This is a genomic window from Burkholderia sp. AU31624 (assembly GCF_020420065.1).
Classification (GTDB): Bacteria; Pseudomonadota; Gammaproteobacteria; order Burkholderiales; family Burkholderiaceae; genus Burkholderia.
The window spans coordinates 110,147-132,729 of record NZ_JAIZRT010000008.1; the positions used below are offsets into that span (position 1 = coordinate 110,147).

The following is a 22,583-nucleotide window of genomic DNA, read 5'->3' on the forward strand; positions in this document are numbered from 1 at the left end:
ACGCGCGACACGCGCTGACGTCCCCCCGGCAGTCCGGCATCAGTAGACCATTGGCAGACACGGCGTTCTGTTCGCCACCCTACAAACGGCTGACCCGGCAGGCAGGCGGCGCGACAGCGACGCCCGATGCGGCATGCCGATCAGGCGCGCGACGCGGCCGGCACGCCCGAATCGGCCGACAGGATGCGCTTCATCTCGTCGCGCACGATCGCGCGGCAGCCGCACGACATTTTTTCGAGGCCGGCGAGATCGGCGAGCTCGATCGAGCTCCGGTACTGCCGGATCAGGCCCAGCTTCTGGATTTCGCCCGCGGCATCGGTGACCGTTTCGCGCCGCACGCCGAGCATCTGCGCCAGCATGCTGTGCGTCACCTGGATCTCGATGCTGCGGGTCCGGTCGTACGCGAGCAGGAACCATCTGCATAACTGATGTTTGAGCACGTGATGACGGCTGCAGAACGTGATCTGCGAGACCTGCGCCATCAGCAGCCGCACGCAGATGAACACGAGATGACGGATCACCGGCGAGGCGTCGAACGCCGCGGCGAACATGCGCCGGTCGAGCCGGTAGACGAAACCGTCGCGGCAGGCCACGGCGCGACAGGGCATCCGGCCGCTGCCGCCGATCACGTCGTCGCACACCACGCTCTCGCTGCCGATCTCCGCGACTTCCAGCGTCATGCCGCCGGACGACACGTACTGCAGCGAAATCGCGGTCGTGACGGGCAGGTAGACCGCGGTGAGCATTTCGCCGGGCTCGCAGAGCACTTGCCCCGATTTCAGGTGGACGAGTTGAAGGTGCGGGGCCAGCGTCGCGAGTTCGTCGCGGTCGATGGCCGCGAGAAAGCGGTTCGCGTCGAAGCTGTGGGAAAGCTCGATCATGCCGTTCGCGTACGCGACGGCGTCAGGGGCCTGGTGAGTCACGGCGCATCCTCGTAGGGTGGCGGTCACGCGTCGTCGCGGCGATATCCCGGGAATGGGGAATTCGCACGATCGTGCGGACTTGTGTTCGTCAAAAATGGAGTGACGATACTGGCAAAAAGGCTAGCACGCCATTGAAATCGATCAATTGCATATTGCGTCATTTCACAAAGTTTGACGATTTAGACCGGCTGCAGACGTTATCCGGTTTTAGTGAATCATTACGGTGGAATTAATCATCCGGAAATGGAATGGGGCGCCTGTCATTCATTCGATGTCAACCGGGAATCAATTCTTCGGCGATGTGCGTCGTGTAACGAAACTGGTTGTCGGGCATTGAACACTCTTTGACAAATAAATGGTTCCAGCAATATTACTCATGGAAATCAATGGTTTGACGACGGAGTGTGCGGTGGCGTACAAAGCGGAAAATTAGTGCGTCGATTCAGATTTGAGACAGTTTCAAACGACCGTGTGAGGCGTGGTGCCGCAGCGGAGCGGTGTCCGGTACATCACGGAAACAATTGAAAATCGACTGTAAGTATATGAGCGGCAAGCCAGGTAGCCCGGTCGCACCGGCCTTGGGTCAACGCGAGGGAATTGATCAGTCAAATGGCGCGCAGTGTCCGCCGCCGGGAAGAGTGTCCGGAAATGAGACGCTTTTTTTGTCTTTTTGCCGGTAATTCGGTCGATCTAATTCCGGCGTGATTCATATATTAAGGACGGGCATGGTTTGGCACGTAAATCGCTTATTCGGGCTGGCGCGTTGAAACGGGACGGTCGACTCGATCCGGCGGCGAGAAGCCGATGGTCGGTTGGAATCAGGGTTGTGGCCGCAACTCCAGTCAACGTCCGGGCGCGCATCGCGATAACGAATTCCGTGCACGCGGCTGCAGGCGGTGCGGACGATAAAAGGGATACAGACATGCTTCATCTTCACTCGAGCTACTCGGCGAATGCCATCCTCGATGCCCTCCCCGAGGACAGCATCCGCACCATCGCACCGCATCTCGAACTGGTCAGGATCAAGGCCGGGATGCTCGACCGGGTCGGCGAGCCGATGCGCCACGTGCATTTCCCGACGACGTCGATGATGTCGGTGCAGCATTTGATGGAGGACGGTGCGATGGTCGAGGTGGCACAGGTCGGCCGCGAAGGCGTGGTCGGGCTGGCGACGATGGTCGGTGGCGCCGCGGCGTCGCAACGGGTCGAGGTCCGCATCGGCGGGATGGCCTATCGCGTGCCGAGCTGCGTGGTGCGTGCCGAATTCGAGCGCTCGCCGGAAACCTACCGGCTGCTGCTCAACTACTGCCAGGCGGCGATGGCACAGATCTCGCGCAGCGCGCTGTGCAACCGGCATCATTCGGTCAGCGAGCAGCTCAGCCGCTGGCTGCTGCTTGCACATGACCGCATCGACGGCGACGAACTGGCCGTCACGCAGCAGACGATCGCGAACATGCTCGGCGTGCGGCGCGAAGGCGTGACGGAAGCGGCAGGCAACCTGCAGGAAGCCGGGCTGATCCGGCAGCGCCGCGGCCGCATCACGGTGCTCGACCGCGACGGCCTCGAACATCACGCGTGCGAATGCTACAACCTGATTCGCGCGGACTATCGCAGGCTGCTCGGCACGCGCGGGACGGCGAGGCCGACACCGACACCGGTTCGGCCCCGCATGCCGGACGCGCATCGCGGGTTCCCGGCACATGGTGCGTGACGATGCTATCGAAGTCCGGTGGGACGAATTCGCTGCGGCGTTCTGTGATCGCAGTTACCGACGCCGTGCTCGTGCTGACAGGCGCGCTTGCCGCGCAGGCGGCATCGGGCCTTGCGTGGCGCGAGCTGTCCGACGCGCAGCGCGGCGCGATTGCGCTGCTGTGCGTGCTGACCGTGGCCTTGCTGCCGCGCTATCTGCGCACGGTGCGTGGCGGCATGGCGCCGCAAGGCGGCACGCATGCACTGACGCAGACGATCGTGGCGCTCGTCTGCGCGAGCGTGCTGACGGTGACCGCCGCGATGTGGATCATGAATCGCGGCGGCACGATCACGACACCCTGGATCGTGCGCACGGTGCTGGCCGGCGACGTTGCGTTGCTGCTCGGCCGCGCCGCGCTGCTGGCGCTTGCGCTGACGCGTGACGACCCGCGCGCGCGGCAGCGCCGCGTCGCGGTGGTCGGCGCAACGGCGTACGGGCGTGTCGCGGTCGAGCGGATGCAGCTGGCGCCGCAGGGGCCTTTCGTGGCGGCGTGTGTATTCGACGACGATGCCCAGGCTGCCTCCGGCGGCATCGGTGGCGTGCCGGTGATCGACGACTGGAACGCGTTGCGCGACCTGATTCGCGGCGGCGACATCGACGAGGTCTGGCTCACGCTGCCGATGTCGCACGAGTGGCGGATCCAGCGCATCGTCCGCGAGTTGCGCGACGAGTTCGTGGAACTGCGGCTGTTGCCCGACGTGCGGCAGATGGCGGTGGTCGATCGCTCGGCGACCGACGTGCTCGGCATGCCGGCCATCAACCTCGCGACCACGCCGCGTTCGGCGCCGGAGCTGTGGGCGAAGTTCGCGTTCGACCGGCTGTTCGCATTCGGCGTGCTGATTCCGTTGCTGCCGCTGCTGTCGCTGCTGGCGATCGCGGTCAAGCTGTCGTCGCCGGGGCCCGTGTTGTTCAGGCAGCGCCGCAAGGGTGTCGACGGCCGGGAGTTCGACATTCTCAAGTTCCGGACGATGCGCGTGCATCGCGCCCAGCCGGGCGTGCTGCGGCAGGCGTCGCGCAACGATTCGCGCATCACGCGCGTCGGCGCGTTCCTGCGACGTACGTCGCTCGATGAACTGCCGCAGTTCTTCAACGTGCTGTTCGGGCAGATGTCGGTGGTCGGCCCGCGCCCGCACGCGATCGAACACGACGACCTCTATCGACAATTGATCGACTGCTACATGTATCGCTACCGCGTGCGGCCCGGCATCACCGGATGGGCCCAGGTGAACGGCTATCGCGGTGAAACGCGCAAAGTCGAGGCGATGGAGGCACGTGTGAAGTTCGATCTGTTCTACATGCAGCACTGGAGCTTCTGGTTCGACATGAAGATCATCCTGCTGACGGTCGTGCGCGGCTTCATCGGACGCAATGCATTCTGAGGATCACGAATGATTGAGGAGGCGCCGCGCGAGCGATCGTCCCGACAGAGTCATGCCGGTTCGTGCGCGCGGCCGAAGTGTTGTGGTCGTGCCGGAATTTGCTGCGCTGCGGTCGTGCCGGCGAGCGTCCGAGCGTGCACCGCAGGTCCGGATTACGCGTCCGGCCCCAGTTTCCGCACGGCTGCCGCTGCCTGACCGGCACGCTGATTCCGGTCAACACACGCGTGTTCAATGGGTTTATCCTGCGTCGAATGCGTCCGGCGCTTCGTGTCGTCGGGTGCACATCCGGACACGGTGGCAGGCGGTGACGCCGGCTCGCCGTGCACCGGTGCGACACCGCGCGCCGCCATGCGCCGCGCGGAACCCGGAACAGGAGAGACGGCCATGGCGCTCGACCCACAACAACGGCAGACGCTGAAACAGCGGCTGAACGAGAGCGAGCAGACGTTGCGTGCGGAGATCCGCGCCAGCGAAGACCAGCGTGCGTCGGAATCCTACGCAGACCTCGCCGGCGCGGCGCCGGACGAGGGCGACGAGGCCAATGCGGATCTGTTCGTCGACGTCGATCATGCGTTGATCGGCATGAAACTGACCGAGCTGCGCGCGATCGGCCGCGCCCAGCAGCGGATGCGTGACGGCAGCTACGGCGAGTGCATTGACTGCGACGGCTCGGTCGGCTACGAGCGCCTGCTGGCGCGCCCGGCCGCCGAACGCTGCACGCATTGCCAGTCGATCTACGAGCGGCACTACGCCACCACGCCGCGCGCCTCCCTCTGACGCCGACATCGTCGCCATCACGGCGCCGCGCACGCGGCGCGGCCGGCGTACGATGATGAACGGGCGCCCGGCGGCGTCAGCATGCGGCGCCGGGCGGGCAGACGCCGTCGCGTATGCGCGGCGCCATCCACGTGGAAGGGAGCCACGCCGATCATGCCGATCCACAATGCCGAGTGTGCGACCGTGTTCGCCGAGATCGCCGACATGCTCGAAATCCAGGGCGCCAATCCGTTCCGGGTGCGTGCCTATCGCAACGCAGCACGGACGATTGCCGACTACGGGCGCGATATCCCGACGATGATCGCGAACGGCGACGATCTCGGGAAGATTCCGTCGATCGGGCCCGATCTCGCGTCGAAGCTGCGCGAGATTGCCGCGACCGGCACCTGCGAACTGCAGCAAACGCTGCGTCACGCGCTGCCGGGCGCGATCGTCGAGCTGCTCGACGTGCCGGGGCTCGGCGCGAAGCGCGTGAAGGCGCTCCATGACGCACTGCACGTCGATTCGCTCGAGCAGCTTCGCGCGGAAGCGAAGAGCGGGCACGTGCGCGAGTTGCCGGGCTTCGGCGCGAAAACCGAAGCGCATCTGCTCGAAGCGATCGACGACCGGCTGAAACGCGAACCTCAACGTTTCCTGCTGCCGGATGCGACGCACGCGCTGCAGCCGCTGCTCGAACGCCTGCGCGCGATCGCGGGCGTCGGCAAGGCCGTGCCGGCCGGCAGCTTTCGCCGCCGCCGCGAGACGGTCGGCGATCTCGACATCCTCGTCACCGCACGTGATCCGGTGGCCGTCGCCGACGCGTTCGTCGCCTATGGCGAGGTCGTGCGCGTGCTCGCGCACGGCAAGACGAAGTCGAGCGTCGTGCTCGCCGGCGGGTTGCAGGTCGACCTGCGCGTCGTCGATGCCGATGCGTTCGGCGCGGCGCTCGTCTATTTCACGGGATCGAAGGCGCACAACATCGCGTTGCGCAGGATCGCGCAGGCCGGCGGGCTGAAGATCAACGAGTACGGCGTGTTTCGCGGCGACGAACGGATTGCCGGCGCGACCGAGGCGTCGGTCTATGCGGCGATCGGGTTGCACGACGTGCCGCCCGAGTTGCGCGAGGATCGCGGCGAGATCGAGGCCGCTCGCGCGGGCACGCTGCCGGCACTGGTCGAGCGCAAGCACGTGCGCGGCGACCTGCACGCGCATACCGACGCGTCGGCCGGCCGCGACAGCCTGCGTGCGATGGCCGATGCGGCCCGCGCACGCGGGTTCGCGTACCTGGCCATCACCGACCGGGCGCCGCAGGCCGGCGGCAGCCGCAGCGACTTCGACTGGCTTGCCCGGCAGCTCGACGAGATCGATCGTCTCAACGCGTCGTTCGACGATCTCGTGCTGCTCAAGGGCGTTGAGGCCGGCATTCGCGAGGATGGCAGCCTCGATGTGCCCGATGCGATGCTCGGCCGGCTCGATCTCGTGGTCGGCGCGGTACGCGACGGCTTCGAGCTGTCGCGCGACGCACAGACCGCGCGCATGCTGCGCGCGATGGACCATCCGTATTTCTCGATTCTCGCGCACCCGACGGGCCGCGTGCTCGGCGAGCGCGATGCTTGCGAACTCGACGTGCCGCGCGTGATCGCGCACGCCGCGGCGCGCGGTTGCTTCGTCGAACTCGATGCGCAGCCGCGGCGGCTCGACCTGCCGGACGTCTGGTGCCGCGAGGCCGCGAAGGCCGGCGTGCCCGTGGCGATTGGCTCGGATGCGTGCAGCCCGGACGAACTCGACCATCTTGCGTACGGCGTCGATGAGGCGCGACGGGGCTGGCTCACGCGGCCCGACGTGCTCAACACGCGCACGCTCGCGCAATTGAGGCCGCTGCTGGCACGCACGATGGGAGCGGGCGGCGCGTCGAAGCGCAGCGGCGGCGCGAAGGGCGCGTGAACGCAGCCGCCGGCGCGTGCCGTCAGCGGCTGGCCGGTCACGAATGCGGTCGCGTCATGCCAGTACGCCGGCCGCCGGCACATAGGGCAGGCCGAGCGCCAGTGCTACGGCTTCGTACGTGATGTGTCCGTCGCACACGTTCAGGCCCGCGCGCAGATGCGGATCGTCGATCATCGCCTGCTTCCAGCCCTTGTCGGCGAGCGCGAGCGCATGGGTGAGCGTCGCGTTGTTCAGCGCGAAGGTCGACGTGCGCGCGACTGCGCCGGGCATGTTCGCGACGCAGTAGTGCACGACGCCGTCGACGACGAAGGTCGGGTCCGCGTGCGTCGTCGCATGCGAGGTCTCGAAGCATCCGCCCTGGTCGATCGCGACGTCGACGACGACCGCTCCCGTGCGCATCGTCGCGATCATGTCGCGCGTGACGAGCCGCGGCGCCGAGGCCCCCGGCACGAGCACGGCGCCGATCACGACGTCGGCATCGCGCACGGCTTCGTCGATCGTGTGTGCATTCGAGCAGACGGTCGCGATCCGGTTGGCGAAGACGAGGTCGAGCTGGCGCAGCCGGTTCACGTTGGTATCGAGCACGGTGACGCGTGCGCCGAGGCCGACCGCCATCTGCAGGGCGCCGGTGCCCACCACGCCCGCGCCGAGCACGACGACATGCGCGGCCGGCACGCCGGGCACCCCGGCCATCAGCAGGCCACGCCCGCCGCGCGGGCTTTCGAGATGGGTCGCCGCGACCTGGATCGACATGCGCCCGGCCACCTCGCTCATCGGTGCGAGCAGCGGCAGGCCGCCACCGGGGCCCGTCACGGTTTCGTACGCGATGCAGACGGCGCCGGACTTCACGAGTGCGGCCGCCTGGTCGGGATCGGGCGCGAGATGCAGGTACGTGTAGAGGATCTGGCCGCGTCGCAGCATCGCGCATTCCGCCGGCTGCGGCTCCTTGACCTTGATGATCATGTCGGCGCGCGCGAAGACTTCGTCGGCGCCGTCGCAGAGCGATGCGCCCGCGGCCGTATAGTCGCGGTCGAGCAGGCCGATCGCCGTGCCCGCGCCGCGCTGCACCAATACGCGATGGCCGTGCCGCGTCAGTTCGCGCGCGCCGGCCGGCGTGAGGCCCACGCGATATTCGTGGTTCTTGATCTCTTTCGGCACACCGATCAGCATGAGTCGCCTCCATGGCCTTCGTTATCGTTTTCGTGCAGGTGTGCAACGCGGCGAACGATGCACGTGCGGCCGATCGCGCAGAGGCGTATCGACCGCAGTACTGGAATATCAGGGTAGTAGTGCGCGGAGGGAAGTCAAGCGGCCGGACCGCGTGCAGCGGCGCGCGCCCTGCATCGCAACATGCGCGGTTCCGGGTGGCGCGTTGCGACCGGAGGTCGCAATGCACGTGGTGCCGGGTTTCGGTATCGTCACGTGTGGCGCGGATCGAGGCCGCGCGCCGGAACGTTGCCGGCAACCCATCGCGATAACGAGACAACGACACGAGGACATTGACTCACATGACCGGAGCGTATTTCAGCGTGCCGACGCTTTGCGCAATCGCGCTCGTTCACGTCTACTGGGCGTTGGGCGGGCGGCGCGGCAAGGGGGCGGCCATTCCGGAGCAGGAGGGCGAGCCGCTGTTGCGGCCGACCGCCGTCGGCACGCTCGCGGTCGCGGTGGCGCTGCTGGGCGGCGCGTGCGTGGTTGCCGCGCGTGCCGGCTGGCTGGGGCCGAATGCCTATCCCGGCACGATCTCGTTCGCGGTCGTTGCGTTCGCACTGATCTTCGCGGTGCGGGCCGTCGGCGATTTCCGTTACGTCGGCTTCTTCAAGCGGATTCGCGGGTCGCGTTTCGCACGCATGGACACGCTGTATTACTCGCCGCTTTGCGCGGCGCTGGCGCTGTCCATCGCGTCGATGTTCTGGCCGTGGTGAGCGCGCGTCTCAGCGCGCGGGCCCGTCGATCTCTTTAAGAAATTCCGCCGGCACGGTGTCGGTCAGCCATACGCCGTTTTCCGCGACGAAGAACGTGTGGCCTTGCCGATGCATGCGTTGCGCATCGACTTCGAGTATCGCAGGCACGCCGTAGCGTGTGCCGACGGCCAGCGCCGTCCGGATATCCGGCGACAGATGCACGTGATGACGGGCGCCGGGTTTCAGCCCTTGCACCCGAATCGAATCCAGGAAGCGCGTCGCCGTGCCGTGATACAGGCGCTCGGGCGGCGGCGCGGTGGGATAGCGGCGCTGCACGACGGGCGTCGAATGGCCTTGGACCGCACGGATGCGATGGCCGTCGTCGGAAAGGGCGAAGCGCTGCTTGTCGTTGGTCGCGCAGACGGTTTCGAGCGTCGCACGATCGAGGTGGAGCCCGCGGCGGGCAACGCCGGTAAGCAGTGCGTCGATATCGGCCCAGCCTTCCGGGTCGAGTTGCAGCCCGATCGACTGCGGTGCGTGGCGCAGCAGGTAGCTGAGATATCGGCTGATGCCGGTCGCGTCGGTCGCCGGCAGTTCATTCTTCTGGTGTGGTTTCATCAGACGCGGAGGCTACCAGAGCACTCCGCAAAAGGGCACGCCCCGGTACCCCGCGTGGCTGGAAAGAGACAACCTTTGGCGCCGCTCGCCACACAACAATCGTCTACCTGATGCCCCTCATCAGTCGGCGTTCACGCGATCCTTGCCGATTCCGACTCCCCGATTTTTCAATTGTTGCGATTTTCGATGCATTGAATTGCACTGATACGACACTCATTGGAACCGGTTCCATCTATAATTCGCGGCACTTGTCGCCGGACCCGCAAGAGGGTCGTGCACGTCGCGCTTGCTGTCGGCAAATGCGGCGTCTAAGTTGAATGAGGGTCGTGAGCGATGAGGGGCAGATGCGGGTAGATGCCTGCATTTGTCAGACGATAAGGCTCGCGAAGAAGCCGATCCGTGCAGCGCAACCTGAATTGGCGCGATGCGCGGCTGCATGAAGGCGCTGCCGTGCATGGCATGGCCGGCGCCTGCAGCGAGGTTGTTCGCAACACAGACGAAAGAACAGGACGGCCAGCCGCATGCGGCATGGCTGCCATGCCGGACATGCCGCATGCGGAGTGCGCGCGTCCGGGTCCCGATCCCCAACGATCAACATCCGACCATGTCCACGCCACCTGACAAACCCAACTCGCGCCGCCGTTTCCTGCGCACGTCGGTCGCGCTCGTGCCGATCGCGTCGGTCGCCGGCTGCGACCTGCGTTCGTCGTCGCCTTCCGCGACGACCGGCAACGCGCCCGGTGCATCGGCCAACGCCGAACGCGCGCCGTACAAGCCGACCTTCTTCGATGCGAAGGAATGGGCGTTCGTCCAGGCCGCCGTCGACCGGCTGATTCCGGCCGACGCCGAGGGCCCCGGCGCGCTCGAATCGGGCGTGCCCGAATTCATCGACCGCCAGATGGAGACGCCGTATGCGCACGGCGCGACCTGGTACATGCAGGGGCCGTTCCAGCAAGGCGTGCCCGAGCTCGGCTACCAGCTGAAGCTGGTGCCGCGCGACATCTACCGGCTCGGTATCGCTGCGGTCAACCGTTATTGCGAGAAGACCCACGGCAAGGCGTTCGCGGATCTCGACGCGCCGACGCGCGACACCGTGCTCGGCGCGCTGGAGAAGGGCGGCGCGCAGATCGACGACGTGCCGCCCGGCGTGTTCTTCGGTCAGTTGCTGCAGAACACGCGCGAGGGTTACTTCTGCGATCCGGTGCATGGCGGCAATCACGACATGGCCGCGTGGAAGATGATCGGCTTTCCGGGCGCGCGCGCGGACTTCATGGATTTCGTCAACCAGAACGGCAAGCCGTATCCGTACGGCCCCGTCTCGATCAACGGGGAGCGCAGCTGATGGCCGCAGAGAAAAAGCCGCATGTCGATGCGGTGATCGTCGGCTTCGGCTGGACCGGCGCGATTCTCGCGAAGGAACTGACCGAAGCGGGCCTGAACGTGGTCGCGCTCGAGCGTGGCGAGTATCGCGACACCTATCCGGACGGCGCGTATCCGAACACGATCGACGAGCTGACCTACAACATCCGCAAGAAGCTGTTCCTCGACCTGTCGAAGACGACCGTGTCGATCCGCCACGGCCTGCAGGACACCGCGCTGCCGTACCGGCAGCTCGCCGCGTTCCTGCCGGGCGAAGGCGTGGGTGGCGCGGGGCTGCACTGGTCGGGCGTGCATTTCCGGATCACGCCGGAAGAGCTGCGCCTGCGCAGCCACTATGAAGAGCGCTACGGCAAGAAGTTCATCCCCGAAGGGATGACGATCCAGGACACGGGCGTGACCTACGAGGAGCTCGAACCGCATTTCGACTTCGCGGAGAAGGTGTTCGGCACGTCGGGGCAGGCGTACAAGGTCGGCGGCAAGGTGGTCGGCGACGGCAACGTGTTCGAGGCGAACCGCAGCGACAACTTCCCGCTGCCCGCGCAGCTCAATACCTATTCGGCGCAGCGCTTCTCCGACGCGGCGAAGTCGCTCGGCCTGCATCCGTATCGGCTGCCGTCGGCGAACACGTCGGGGCCGTACACAAACCCGTACGGCGTGCAGATGGGCCCGTGCAACTTCTGCGGCTACTGCAGCGGCTACGCGTGCTACATGTACTCGAAGGCGTCGCCGAACCTGAACATCCTGCCCGCGCTGAAGCAGGCGCCGAACTTCGAGCTGCGCTCGAAGTGCCACGTGCTACGCGTCGACCTCGACGATACGAAGAAGCGCGCGACGGGCGTGACCTACGTCGATCCGGCCGGGCGTGAAGTGCACCAGCCGGCGGATCTCGTGATCGTGGCCGCGTTCCAGTACCACAACGTGCACCTGCTGCTGCTGTCGGGCATCGGCAAGCCGTACGACCCGATCTCGGGCGAAGGCGTCGTGGGCCGCAATTTCGCGTACCAGAACCTGTCGACGATCAAGGCGTTCTTCGACAAGGATACCTACACGAATCCGTTCATCGGCGCGGGCGGCAACGGCGTCGCGGTGGACGATTTCAACGCGGACAACTTCGACCACGGCCCGCTCGGCTTCGTCGGCGGCTCGCCGCTGTGGGTGAACCAGGCCGGCGTGAAGCCGATCAGCGGCATCGCGACGCCGCCCGGTACGCCGCAGTGGGGCTCGGCGTGGAAGAAGGCGGTGAAGGACAACTACGCGCACACGATCTCGATGGACGCGCACGGCACCAACATGTCGTACCGTGACGTGTATCTCGACCTCGATCCGACCTATCGCGATTCGTACGGCCAGCCGCTGCTGCGGATGACGTTCGACTGGAAGGACAACGACATCAAGATGGCGCAGTACGTGACGGGGCAGATGAAGAAGATCGCGGAGGCGATGGGGCCGAAGGCGATCAGCGTGTCGACGCGCGAGTTCGGCAAGCACTTCGATTCGCGCGCGTACCAGACGACCCACCTCGTCGGCGGCGCGATCATGGGCACCGACCCGAAGACGAGCGTGCTGAACCGCTACCTGCAGTGCTGGGACGTGCACAACGTGTTCGTGATGGGCGCATCGGCGCTGCCGCAGGGTATCGGCTACAACCCGACCGGGATCATCGCGGCGCTGGCCTACTGGTCGGCACGTGCGATCCGCGAGCAATACCTGAAAAATCCCGCCCCGCTGGTGACCGCATGAAGAGGACGATGAACCACAACGTCGCGCGCCGGATGTCGCGCGCGCTGGCGGCCGGTGCGGCCTGGGCCGCGTTCGGCTTCGCGGGCACGGCGGCGTTCGCGCAGCCGGCAACGCCCGCGGCGGCTTCCGGCCCGGCGGCCGCACCCGCGGCCCAATCCGCCGACGCGGCGCTCATCAAGCGCGGCGAATATCTCGCGCGGGCAGGCGACTGTATCGCTTGCCACACCGCGAGCGGCGGCAAGCCGTTCGCGGGCGGCCTGAAATTCGACACGCCGATCGGCGGGATCTACTCGACGAACATCACGCCGGACCCGAAAACGGGCCTGGGCGGCTGGACCGTCGAGGACTTCACGCGCGCGGTGCGCGAAGGCGTGCGCAAGAACGGCGACACGATGTATCCGGCCATGCCGTTCCCGTCCTACGCGCGCCTGACCGACGACGACATGAAGGCGCTGTACGCGTACTTCATGCACGGCGTCGCGCCCGTCGAGCACGAGAACCGTGCGGTCGACATCGTGTGGCCGCTGTCGATGCGCTGGCCGCTCGGGATCTGGCGCAAGATGTTCGCGCCGACGCCGAAGCCGTTCGACGCGGCGCCATACACCGATCCGGTGGTCGCGCGCGGGGCGTATCTCGTGCAGGGTCTCGGCCACTGCGGCGCGTGCCATACGCCGCGCGCGCCGACCATGCAGGAGCGCGGGCTGACCGACGCGGATGGCCCGGACTTCCTGGCCGGCGGCGCGGCGATCGACGGCTGGGGGCCGACGAGCCTGCGCGGCGAGCCGCGCACGGGCCTCGGCACGTGGACGGAAACCGAGATCGTGCAGTTCCTGAAGACGGGCCGCACGCTGCGCACGGCCGCGTTCGGCGGGATGACGGACGTGGTCGGCCACAGCATGCAGCACATGACCGACGACGACCTGAACGCGATCGCGCGCTACCTGAAGACGCTGCCGCCGCGCGTGCAGGGCGAGCAGCCGCACGTGTACGACGCGGCCGCCGCGAGGGCGCTGCAGACCGGCGACGCGAGCAAGCCGGGCGCGGCCGTCTATCGCGACAACTGCATGGCGTGCCACCGCAGCGACGGCCACGGCTACACGCGGGTGTTCCCGGCGCTGGCCGGCAACCCGGTCGTGCAGGGCGACGATCCGACCTCGCTAATCCACGTCGTGCTGGAAGGCAGCGCACTGCAGGGTACGCGCACCGCGCCGTCGACGTTCACGATGCCGCCGTTCGGCTGGCGCCTGTCGGATCAGGAAGTCGCGGACGTGTCCAACTTCGTGCGCACGAGCTGGGGCAACACGGGTGCTGCCGTGACGGCCGCGCAGGTCGCGAAGGTGCGCAAGAGCGTGCCGTCGACCCGGCCCGAACCGCCGCCGGGCGCGCGGTTCCCGCAGGCGTCGCGCTGACGGGGCGGCGGGGCGTCAGCCCCGCCTGTCCGATGTGCTTCAAGGCGCCGCCGTATCCGCGCGGCGCCTTTTGTTTCGCCGGGGGTTGCACCCCGCAAAGGCGCGCCAATGCGTGAATTTTTCGCGGCGGCGCGCCATTTTTCCGCCTCATCCCTTATCCTTTCGTTCTTGAACCTTACTAAATAGTTACAAGAACTTCGGGAGGGGGGATGCCTCATGACGTCAGCCTGATTGCGTTGCTCGCGGCCGGTTTCGGTCTCGCGATGGTCTTCGGTTATTTCGCGTCGCTGTTGAAAATGCCGCCGCTCGTCGGCTATCTGCTCGCCGGGATCGTGATCGGCCCCGGCACGCCCGGCTTCGTCGGCGACCTGTCGCTCGCGCAGCAGCTCGCCGAAGTCGGCGTGATGCTGCTGATGTTCGGCGTCGGCCTGCATTTCTCGCTCGGCGATCTGCTCGCGGTGCGCAAGATCGCGCTGCCCGGCGCGATCGTCCAGATTACGGTGGCCACGCTGCTCGGCGGCGGGCTCGCGCTCACCTGGGGTTGGAGCGTCGGCGCAGCGCTCGTGTTCGGGCTCGCGCTGTCGGTCGCGAGCACGGTGGTGCTGCTGCGTGCGCTCGAAGGGCGCGGGCTGGTCGAGACGGTCAACGGGCGCATCGCGGTCGGCTGGCTCGTCGTCGAGGATCTCGTGATGGTGCTCGTGCTGGTGCTGCTGCCGCCCGTCGCGGGGCTGCTCGGCGGCACGCCGCCCGGCGACGCGCAGGCGGCCGGCGGCAGCGTGTGGGGCACGCTCGGCGTCACGATGCTGAAGGTCGCGGCGTTCATCGCATTGATGCTGGTGGTCGGCAAGCGCGTGTTTCCGCGCATTCTGTGGCTCGTCGCGCGCACCGGCTCGCGCGAGCTGTTCACGCTGTGCATGATCGCGGCCGCGGTCGGCATCGCGTTCGGCGCGGCGAAGCTGTTCGACGTGTCGTTCGCGCTCGGCGCGTTCTTCGCCGGGATGATGATGCGCGAGTCGGAATTCAGCCGGCGCGCGGCCGACGAGACGCTGCCGCTGCGCGATGCGTTCTCGGTGTTGTTCTTCATCTCGGTCGGGATGCTGTTCGACCCGAAGATCCTGCTCGCGGAGCCGCTGCACGTGATCGAGGTCGCGGCGATCGTGGTGATCGGCAAGACGCTCGCGGCGGTCGCGCTCGTGATCGCGTTCCGCTATCCGCTGAATACCGCGCTGACGGTCGGCGCGGGGCTCGCGCAGATCGGCGAGTTCTCGTTCATCCTCGCCGGGCTCGGCCGTGCGCTCGGGCTGCTGTCGGCCGAGGGGCAGAGCCTGATTCTGGCCGTCGCGCTGATCTCGATCGCGATGAACACGCTGCTGTTCGCGATGATCGATCCGGCGCTCGCGTGGATCCGCAAGCATTCGGCGTTCGCGCGCAAGCTCGAGGCCCGCGACGATCCGCTCGCCGCGCTGCCGATGTCGACGCCGCAGACGCACCTGACCGGGCAGGTCGTGATCGTCGGCTACGGCAAGGTCGGTACCCGAATCGCGCACGCGCTGGACGAGCGCGGCATCGCGTATGTCGTCGTCGAGCAGAATCGCGAGCTCGTCGAGAAACTGCGTGAGGACGGTGTCGCGGCCGTGTCGGGCGACGCGATCGAGCCGATCGTGCTCGTGCAGGCGCATATCGCGCGCGCCGGGATGCTGGTCGTCACGCTGCCCGACGTGTTCGACGTGCGGCAGATCGTCGAGATCTCGCGCACCTTGAATCCGGCGCTCGAGGTCGTGCTGTGCACGAACAGCGGCGACGAGGCGTCGCTGCTGTCGAACGAGGGGATCGGCACCGTGTTCATGGGCGAGACCGAACTCGCGCGCGGGATGACCGAGCACGTGCTCGGCAGGATGACGAAGCCGGCCGCGGCCGCTGCGCATTGACGGCGCGCGGCATCGTGCCGCGGACCGGGCAGGGCGCGGCGGCCCGGGTGGGCCGAGGCGCGTAAAAATGGCAGGAGGCGACGGCGGGAACGCTCAAATGATGCGCTGCGTTCCTGGATCGAATGACGGTGCCCGATGACGGGGAAGTCCGAGGCGGCGACGAGGCCGTCGGAGCGTGACGCGCGCGCCGGGACGGCGGCGCGTCGCGCGGGCTGCGCCGATCAACCCGCTGCCGTGTCTGCCTGCGCCGGCGCGCTCGATGGCGAGGCAGTCTTCAGGGATGCGGCGGTTTTCGGCGCCGCGGCTGTCTTGGCCTGCGTCGCCGCCGCTTTCGGTGCAGCCACCGTCTTTTGCGGCGCAACGGCCTTCGCCGGCGGCGTCTTCTCGGGCTCGACCGGCGCGTCGGGCGGCACGCCGAGCAGTTGCAGCGAGCCGCTCGTGACCGACGCGAACACCGGGCCGGCCACCGTGCCGCCGTAGTAGCCCTTGCCGCGCGGCTCGTCGATCATCACCGCGACGATCAGGCGCGGGTTGCTCATCGGCGCCATCCCGGCGAACAGCGCGCGGTACTTGCCCTTCGCATAGGTCGCGCCGACCTGCTTGCGCGCGGTACCCGTCTTGCCGCCGATCCGGTAGCCGTCGACGCGCGCGCGGCGCCCCGTGCCGCCTTCGCCGACCGCCATCTCGAGCATCGAGCGGATCGCCGCGGCTGTTTGCGGCGACGTCACGCGGTGGCCGCGATGCGCGTCGATCGTCTGCTGGTCGGTGCCGTTCTTCAGCAGCGACACCGGGTGCAGCGTGCCGTCGCCGGCATAGGCCGTGTAGGTCTGTGCGATCTGCAGCAGCGACATCGACAGGCCGTAGCCGTACGCCATCGTCGCCTGCTCGATCGGCCGCCAGCGCTTGTAGCCGCGCAGCCGGCCCGACGCGACGCCCGGGAACGTGAGTTCCGGCGCGCGGCCGATTCCGTATTCCTGGTATTTGTTCCAGATCGTTTCGGCAGGCAGGTTCAGCGCGAGCTTCGCGAGCGCGACGTTGCTCGACTTCTGCAGCGCCTGCGACACCGTCAGCGACCCGTGATTCGACGTGTCGTGGATCACGGCCGGGCCGATCTTGTAGGTGCCCGGCGACGTGTTGATGATCGTGTTCGGCGTGACCTTGCGCTCGTCGATCGACAGCGCGACGACGAGCGGCTTGATCGTCGAGCCCGGCTCGAACGTGTCGATCACCGCGCGGTTGCGCAACTGCTGGCCGGTGAGGCGCGCGCGGTCGTTCGGGTCGAAGGTCGGATAGTTCGCGAGCGCGAGGATTTCGCCGTTCTGCGCGTCGAGCACCACGACGCTGCCGGCCACCGCGTTGTTCTCGACCACGGCCGCCTTGAGCTGGCTGAACGCGAGCTGCTGGATGCGGCGGTCGATCGTCAGTTCGATCGTCGCGCCGTGCTGTGCCGGGACGAGCGGGCGCGTGTCCGACACGATACGGCCGAGCCGGTCGCGGATCACTTCGCGCTGCCCGGACGTGCCCACCAGGCGCGCATTCGCCGCGAGCTCGACGCCTTCCTGCCCCTTGTCCTCGACGTTCGTGAAGCCGACCACGTGCGCGGCCGATTCGCCTTCCGGGTAGAAACGCTTCGAATCGGCGATCTGCGTGATGCCGTCGATCGCGAGCTTGTCGAGCTTGCCCGCGGTGTCCGCGTCGACCTGCCGCTTGAGCAGCACGAACGTCTTGTCGTTGCCGAGGCGCCGCTTGACCTCGACGAGCGGCATGTCGAGCAGCTTCGAGATCTGCGGGTAATCGGTGTCGGCGACCTGCTTCGGGTTCGCCCAGATTTCATAGGTCGACAGGCTGACGGCAAGCATCGCGCCGTTGCGGTCGACGATGCGCCCGCGCGTCGCATCGAGCTCGATCGTGCGCTGGTAGCGTTTCTGACCCTGGCCGACGTAGAACTCCTTGTTCGCGACCTGCACCCAGAAGGCGCGGCCGATCAGCGCGGCGAACGCGAGGAACACGATGATCACGATCAGCTTCGAGCGCCACATCGGCAGGCGTGACGCAAGCATCGGATGCTTGGTCGCGGCCGCGTACGGATCGGCGGGGTGGGTCTTCTTTTTCACGCTCATGCAATGGCCGGGTCGGGCCGCCCGGGGGCGGCGAGTCAGTCTGAATAATGCGATTGTAATAAATGAGTAATCGCCGTGTGGGGAAAGTATGTTCCGGCCCCGAGAAAACGCGGGTATCGGCGCGCTGACACCGGGTGAAAAAGGGGGAGTGAGCGACATTTTCCCGAAGCAGGTGACGATGAAACTCGGGTGACTTGCGACGTGCAGAACGGGGGGCGGCCGGGGATTTCAGGTATGGATCGAGGCCCGGTCCCCCGGTGTGCGATCAATTGACCGGCCCGCGGTTATTTCTTTAAACCGGAAAATGAAAAACGCCCCGAAGTGGGGCGCCGTTAATGCTGAATATCGAAATGAATATCGCTGAAACCGGAATAAACCCGAAAACCGCAGACGAATTACATCGATAATTTCTATCGGGCGACGGAAATGAATTCCCGGTATTCCGGCTCGCTCGTGCAACGATCGACAGCCTGCAGTCGCCACGCGCCGGGGTGATTGCCGGCGAGCACCGCGGGGCCCTGTTCGCGCTGGGTCGCATCGAACGACAGCCCCTTCAACTGGCACACGGCATTCCCGCTGTCGGCCGCGCAGAGCGCCATTGCGCCCTCGACGTCGCGGACCTTGCCCCAGGTCGGAAGATCCATGCCCTGATGTGCCTCGCGCGACCACAGGCCCTCGTCGGTATCGACCCACAGTACCGCGAAGGCATGCCGGGTTGCCGATTCGCTGCCATTAATCCGAATGGTGAGGCGCATTGTGATCGTCTCCTAAAAAAATGACACATTCGACCGTTTTGACTTGATCAGTCTAGATAGACTGGTGTGAAACGCAAGTGATAATCCGCAATAAATTCATAGCGAGTCCATTGCGATTTCAGATGGAACGACGTCTGACGATTCATGGTTATTCCGGCCGGGCACGCGCAAACACATGCGTACCGGCGATCGCGGTGCCGATGGGGGGCGGCCGATCATCGAGACATGGGATGACAGGGCCGCGAGGCGCGTCGATCTGTCGCGCAGGACCCGCCGGGGAAACCGGGCCGACCGGGGCGGCACCGCACCGTCGAAACGCGGGCCGGTCGGATGTTGGGGCAGGTTGACGGCGCGCCCGGTACGACACACTCCGACAATCCCATACAAATCGGCACACTTTCACGAAACTTTCGGGACAGACTTGCCTGCGGTCGGGCCCCACACTGGGATCTTCCCGATCCACTGCCGCGGACGCCCGTCCTCGGCGGCTGCCGCCGCCTCGTGCCAGAGACGCGATCGACGCGATCGCGGGCCGCACGCCCGATCGGGACTGCCGGGGCGCGCGTCAGGCCCCGGCCCGGCCGGTGAGCCGTGCGCAGCCCGCAACCGCGGGCGTCGCGCCGCCCGGCCGACTCTTCGAAGGAGACTATCGTGCTGATCTGGAAAACCGCGTTGTCGCTCAACTGGCGGACGAGCCTCGTGTCGCCGGCCAGCGCACCGGTCGCGGCGGCGAACGTCGGGCGGCTGGTGCTGACCGGCGCAACCGGCTTCATCGGCAGTACCGTGCTGACGGCGCTCGTCAATGCGGGGCTGCTCGAGCGCATCGTCTGCGTCGTGCGGGCGCAGGATCGCGGCCACGCCGTCGCGCGGCTGCGCGAAGCGGCGCTGCGCGCGGGGCTGGCGCCGTACTGGGCGTCGCGCCTGACCGATGCGAACGTGATCGTCGGTGCGCTCGGCGACGTGTGGCAGGGCGCCGACGCGCCGCGCCTCGCCGCCGCGACGCACGTGATTCATTGCGCGGGCCATGCGTCGCCGGCCGACGGCGCGCACCTGCGGGCCGACATCGCCGATGCGGTGCGCTTCGCCGAGCGCTTCGCCCGGGCGCCGCGCCTGCAGCGCTTCGTGTACGTTGGCACGGCCTATGCGCATGCGGGCCGCGGCGGGATCGTGCAGGAAGAAGCAGCGGCCGCTGCGGCGAACGACGGCGCGCGCGACGCGGAAGGCCTGCCGGGTGCGGTGCTCGCGGCGGACTACCTGCATGCGAAGGCCGAGACCGAGCAGCGGCTGCGGGCGCTCGGGCTGCCGCTCGTCGTGGTGCGGCCGTCGCATGTGGTCGGCCACACGGTGCTCGGTACGCGGCCCGCGCCGAATTCGTTCTGGATGTTCCGGCTCGCGCATGCCGCGCGCCGCTTCACCGCGCGGCCGATGACCCGCATCGACATCGTGTCGGTGGACGACGTGGCGCGTGCGACGATGCTGCTGGCCGTCAAGCCGACGCTCGCGCACGACCTGTATCACGTGTCGGCCGGCGACGAGGCGCCGCAGGTCGCGCAGATCGTGCGCGCGATGGACGAGGCGGCGGGGATGACGGGCGCGCCGCGCTACGCGGCGTGTGCGCCGGCCGAATTGCCGCTCGTGGTGCGCGATGTGCTGGGGCGGACCGATCCGGCACTCGAACGCGTGATCGGCCGGGCACTGCAGCGCTGCGGGGAATTCGCGACGGTCGATCGCGTGTTCGACAATCGCCGCGTGCGCGACGAAATCGATTTCGAGCCGCTGCCGTTCATCGATTACGTCGAGGAATGCATGCGCACGTCGCGCGGCGTGGCCGTGACCGAACTGATGCGCGGCGCGGTGCACTGATCGCCCGCGCCGCACCGGCGCCCGTTCCCGCGGTTGGCGGGAACGGGCGCCGTTTTCACGTGTTGCCGCCGAGCTCGATGAGCCGGTCGAGCGCGCGATAGATGTCTTCGAGGCCGTCCTGGCCGAACCGCGATTCGAGCTGCCGGTACTGCTCGTCGATCCGCGGACCGATTTCCGTGACCAGTTTCCTGCTTTGCGGTGTCAGGCTGACCAGCAGCCGGCGCTGATCTTCCTGCGCGCGCGTGCGCGTGATCAGGCCGTCGCGCTCCATCCGTTCCAGTACGCCCGTGAGGCTCGGGCTCAGGATGCAGCAGCGCCGCGCGATCTGTCCCGCTTCGAGCGCCTGCGCCGGTTCGCCGTCGAGCACGCGGATGATCCGCCATTGCTGTTCGGTCAGCGCGAATTCCTTGAGAATGGGGCGAAACAGACCCATCAGCGTTTCGCGGGCCTCGAGCAGCAGCATGGCCAGGTTGCGGTGGTCGAGCGTACGGTTCATCGGGGAGAGCGGAGGACGGGGACGCATCAATCTTAACAGCCGCGGGTAGTGAATTTCGCGTATCAGGGTAATCGAGGTTGCCAGCGTTCGATTGTTTACTTAAGATATTAACTATTGACGATGCGCCGCGACGCGCGGCAGGGGAATGACGCATGGAGCTGTCTTGCACGACCGCCGCGGCGCCGCCGTTGCCGGTCGCCATCGGTACCGTCTACGGTGCGCTGCTCAACGAGCGCGCGGCGCTCGACGCGCTTGGCGATGCCGTGAACGCACCGCCTTACGGCCGCCCGCCGCAGGCGCCGATCCTGTACATCAAGCCCGCCAACACGCATGCGAGCGACGGCGCGGCCGTCGTCGTGCCGGCCGGCGTCGACGCGCTGGAGATCGGTGCGTCGGTGGCCGTCGTGTTTGCTCGCCGCGCGACGCGCGTGCCGGCCGAACGCGCGCTCGACTATGTGCACGGCTTCACGCTCGCAAGCGATGTGTCGGTGCCGCACCCGGATTACTACCGTCCGGCCGTGCGCTTCAAGTGCCGCGATGGTTTCTGCCCGCTGGGCCCGGCCATCGTGCCGGCGTCTGCGCTGGGCGAGGTCGACGCGATCGGCCTGACCGTGCGGATCGATGGCGAGGTGGCCGTGTCTGCCTCGACGGCCACGCTGATTCGGCCCGTGCGTGAGCTGATCGCCGACGTGACGGCGTTCATGTCCTTCGACGCGGGCGATGTCCTGCTGCTCGGCGTTGCCGGCGGCGCACCGCGCGCCCGCGCGGGCAGCACGATCGAGATTTCGGCCGCCGGCATCGGCACGTTGCGGCACACGCTGATCGCGGAGGAAGCACGATGAAGACGGCGCGCGTGATCTACAACGGCGCACTGCATGCGGCCGAACCGGCCGGCGACGGTGCGATCCGCCTCGATACGGGGCGCGTCGTCGCGGAAGAGGCGGTCGAATGGCTGCCGCCCGTCGCACCGCGCACGACGTTCGCGCTCGGCCTCAACTACGCCGACCACGCGAAGGAACTCGCGTTCAAGGCGCCGAGCGAGCCGCTGATCTTCCTGAAGGGGCCGAACACGTTCATCGGCCACCGGTCGCGCACCGTGCGCCCGGCGGATGCCACCCACATGCATTACGAGTGCGAACTGGCCGTCGTGATCGGCCGGCCCGCGCGCAACGTGAGCCGCGCGCAGGCGCTCGACTACGTGGCCGGCTATACGGTCGCGAACGACTACGCGATCCGCGACTATCTCGAGAACTACTACCGCCCGAACCTGCGCGTGAAGAACCGCGACACCTGCACGCCGCTCGGCCCGTGGTTCGTCAGCCGCGACGAGATCGGCGATGCGGGCGACCTGACGCTGCGCACGACGGTGAACGGCCAGGAGACGCAGCGCGGCAGCACGCGCGACATGATTTTCGACGTGCCCGCGCTGATCGAGCACATCAGCGGCTTCATGACGCTCTCGCCGGGCGACCTGATCCTGACCGGCACGCCCGAGGGGCTGGCGGACACGAAGCCGGGCGACGAGGTCGTGACCGAGATCGAAGGGATTGGCCGGCTCGTGAACACGATCGTCGGCGAAGCAGACTACTATCGCGCCGGCTGAGCCCGTCGCCCAAGG

General features: G+C 67.4%; 18 protein-coding genes. 12 read left to right on the forward strand and 6 right to left on the reverse strand.

Annotated elements, in window-relative coordinates:
• Positions 1 to 140 precede the first annotated feature (140 nt).
• Positions 141 to 923 carry a Crp/Fnr family transcriptional regulator gene (locus tag LGM89_RS27535; protein ID WP_179254903.1) on the reverse strand — a complete coding sequence of 261 codons (783 nt, stop codon included), beginning with the start codon at positions 921 to 923 and terminating at the stop codon, positions 141 to 143.
• 922 nt (positions 924 to 1,845) lie between these two features.
• Between LGM89_RS27535 and LGM89_RS27540 the strand changes: the two genes are divergently transcribed.
• The 4 genes from LGM89_RS27540 (at position 1,846) to polX (ending at position 6,752) form a co-directional block, all read left to right on the forward strand.
• Positions 1,846 to 2,634 (forward strand): Crp/Fnr family transcriptional regulator, encoded by a 789-nt coding sequence (locus tag LGM89_RS27540; RefSeq protein ID WP_089497114.1) that lies wholly within the window; start codon positions 1,846 to 1,848, stop codon positions 2,632 to 2,634.
• A 2-nt stretch (positions 2,635 to 2,636) separates the two neighbouring features.
• The gene (locus LGM89_RS27545) at positions 2,637 to 4,052 is read left to right on the forward strand and encodes an undecaprenyl-phosphate glucose phosphotransferase (RefSeq protein WP_226274575.1); all 1,416 of its coding nucleotides are present in this window, start codon (positions 2,637 to 2,639) and stop codon (positions 4,050 to 4,052) included.
• Positions 4,053 to 4,436: 384 nt separating this feature from the next.
• Positions 4,437 to 4,829 carry a TraR/DksA family transcriptional regulator gene (locus LGM89_RS27550; protein WP_089458062.1) on the forward strand — a complete coding sequence of 131 codons (393 nt, stop codon included), beginning with the start codon at positions 4,437 to 4,439 and terminating at the stop codon, positions 4,827 to 4,829.
• Positions 4,830 to 4,982: 153 nt separating this feature from the next.
• Positions 4,983 to 6,752, forward strand: a complete 1,770-nt coding sequence (gene polX / locus LGM89_RS27555) for a DNA polymerase/3'-5' exonuclease PolX (RefSeq protein WP_226274576.1) — start codon at positions 4,983 to 4,985, stop codon at positions 6,750 to 6,752.
• Between the two features lie 54 nt (positions 6,753 to 6,806).
• On the opposite strand, the gene ald is transcribed toward polX, so the two are convergent.
• The gene (gene ald / locus LGM89_RS27560; RefSeq protein WP_226274577.1) at positions 6,807 to 7,922 is read right to left on the reverse strand and encodes an alanine dehydrogenase; all 1,116 of its coding nucleotides are present in this window, start codon (positions 7,920 to 7,922) and stop codon (positions 6,807 to 6,809) included.
• A gap of 338 nt (positions 7,923 to 8,260) precedes the next feature.
• Here ald and LGM89_RS27565 point away from each other — a divergent pair, with 338 nt between their 5' ends.
• Positions 8,261 to 8,677 (forward strand): DUF3995 domain-containing protein, encoded by a 417-nt coding sequence (locus tag LGM89_RS27565; RefSeq protein WP_226274578.1) that lies wholly within the window; start codon positions 8,261 to 8,263, stop codon positions 8,675 to 8,677.
• 9 nt (positions 8,678 to 8,686) lie between these two features.
• Here LGM89_RS27565 and LGM89_RS27570 read toward each other — a convergent pair whose 3' ends face one another.
• Positions 8,687 to 9,274 (reverse strand): RNA 2'-phosphotransferase, encoded by a 588-nt coding sequence (locus tag LGM89_RS27570; protein WP_089458067.1) that lies wholly within the window; start codon positions 9,272 to 9,274, stop codon positions 8,687 to 8,689.
• Positions 9,275 to 9,878: 604 nt separating this feature from the next.
• Between LGM89_RS27570 and LGM89_RS27575 the strand changes: the two genes are divergently transcribed.
• The 4 genes from LGM89_RS27575 (at position 9,879) to LGM89_RS27590 (ending at position 15,731) form a co-directional block, all read left to right on the forward strand.
• Positions 9,879 to 10,616, forward strand: a complete 738-nt coding sequence (locus LGM89_RS27575; protein WP_069251416.1) for a gluconate 2-dehydrogenase subunit 3 family protein — start codon at positions 9,879 to 9,881, stop codon at positions 10,614 to 10,616.
• Positions 10,616 to 12,394 carry a GMC family oxidoreductase gene (locus tag LGM89_RS27580; protein WP_089427650.1) on the forward strand — a complete coding sequence of 593 codons (1,779 nt, stop codon included), beginning with the start codon at positions 10,616 to 10,618 and terminating at the stop codon, positions 12,392 to 12,394. The genes LGM89_RS27575 and LGM89_RS27580 overlap by 1 nt, the downstream gene beginning before the upstream one ends.
• Positions 12,391 to 13,803: a c-type cytochrome gene (locus LGM89_RS27585; RefSeq protein ID WP_226274579.1), complete on the forward strand. Its 1,413-nt coding sequence runs from the start codon at positions 12,391 to 12,393 to the stop codon at positions 13,801 to 13,803. Before LGM89_RS27580 ends, LGM89_RS27585 begins: the two co-directional genes overlap by 4 nt.
• A 209-nt stretch (positions 13,804 to 14,012) precedes the next feature.
• Positions 14,013 to 15,731, forward strand: coding sequence for a cation:proton antiporter (locus tag LGM89_RS27590; protein ID WP_226274580.1), 1,719 nt, complete (start codon positions 14,013 to 14,015; stop codon positions 15,729 to 15,731).
• 221 nt (positions 15,732 to 15,952) lie between these two features.
• Here LGM89_RS27590 and LGM89_RS27595 read toward each other — a convergent pair whose 3' ends face one another.
• Both LGM89_RS27595 and LGM89_RS27600 read right to left on the reverse strand, forming a co-directional pair.
• Positions 15,953 to 17,851 (reverse strand): peptidoglycan D,D-transpeptidase FtsI family protein, encoded by a 1,899-nt coding sequence (locus LGM89_RS27595; protein ID WP_226274581.1) that lies wholly within the window; start codon positions 17,849 to 17,851, stop codon positions 15,953 to 15,955.
• A gap of 410 nt (positions 17,852 to 18,261) precedes the next feature.
• Positions 18,262 to 18,606, reverse strand: coding sequence for a DUF3564 family protein (locus tag LGM89_RS27600; protein ID WP_089474731.1), 345 nt, complete (start codon positions 18,604 to 18,606; stop codon positions 18,262 to 18,264).
• Between the two features lie 651 nt (positions 18,607 to 19,257).
• Between LGM89_RS27600 and LGM89_RS27605 the strand changes: the two genes are divergently transcribed.
• Entirely contained in the window at positions 19,258 to 20,469 is a 1,212-nt protein-coding gene (locus LGM89_RS27605) for an SDR family oxidoreductase (protein ID WP_226274582.1), read from the forward strand.
• Between the two features lie 55 nt (positions 20,470 to 20,524).
• On the opposite strand, the gene hpaR is transcribed toward LGM89_RS27605, so the two are convergent.
• The gene (hpaR, locus tag LGM89_RS27610) at positions 20,525 to 20,965 is read right to left on the reverse strand and encodes a homoprotocatechuate degradation operon regulator HpaR (RefSeq protein ID WP_039356885.1); all 441 of its coding nucleotides are present in this window, start codon (positions 20,963 to 20,965) and stop codon (positions 20,525 to 20,527) included.
• Between the two features lie 152 nt (positions 20,966 to 21,117).
• Between hpaR and LGM89_RS27615 the strand changes: the two genes are divergently transcribed.
• Positions 21,118 to 21,807 carry a fumarylacetoacetate hydrolase family protein gene (locus LGM89_RS27615; RefSeq protein WP_226203582.1) on the forward strand — a complete coding sequence of 230 codons (690 nt, stop codon included), beginning with the start codon at positions 21,118 to 21,120 and terminating at the stop codon, positions 21,805 to 21,807.
• Positions 21,804 to 22,568 (forward strand): fumarylacetoacetate hydrolase family protein, encoded by a 765-nt coding sequence (locus tag LGM89_RS27620; protein WP_089474734.1) that lies wholly within the window; start codon positions 21,804 to 21,806, stop codon positions 22,566 to 22,568. Before LGM89_RS27615 ends, LGM89_RS27620 begins: the two co-directional genes overlap by 4 nt.
• Positions 22,569 to 22,583: the final 15 nt, after the last annotated feature.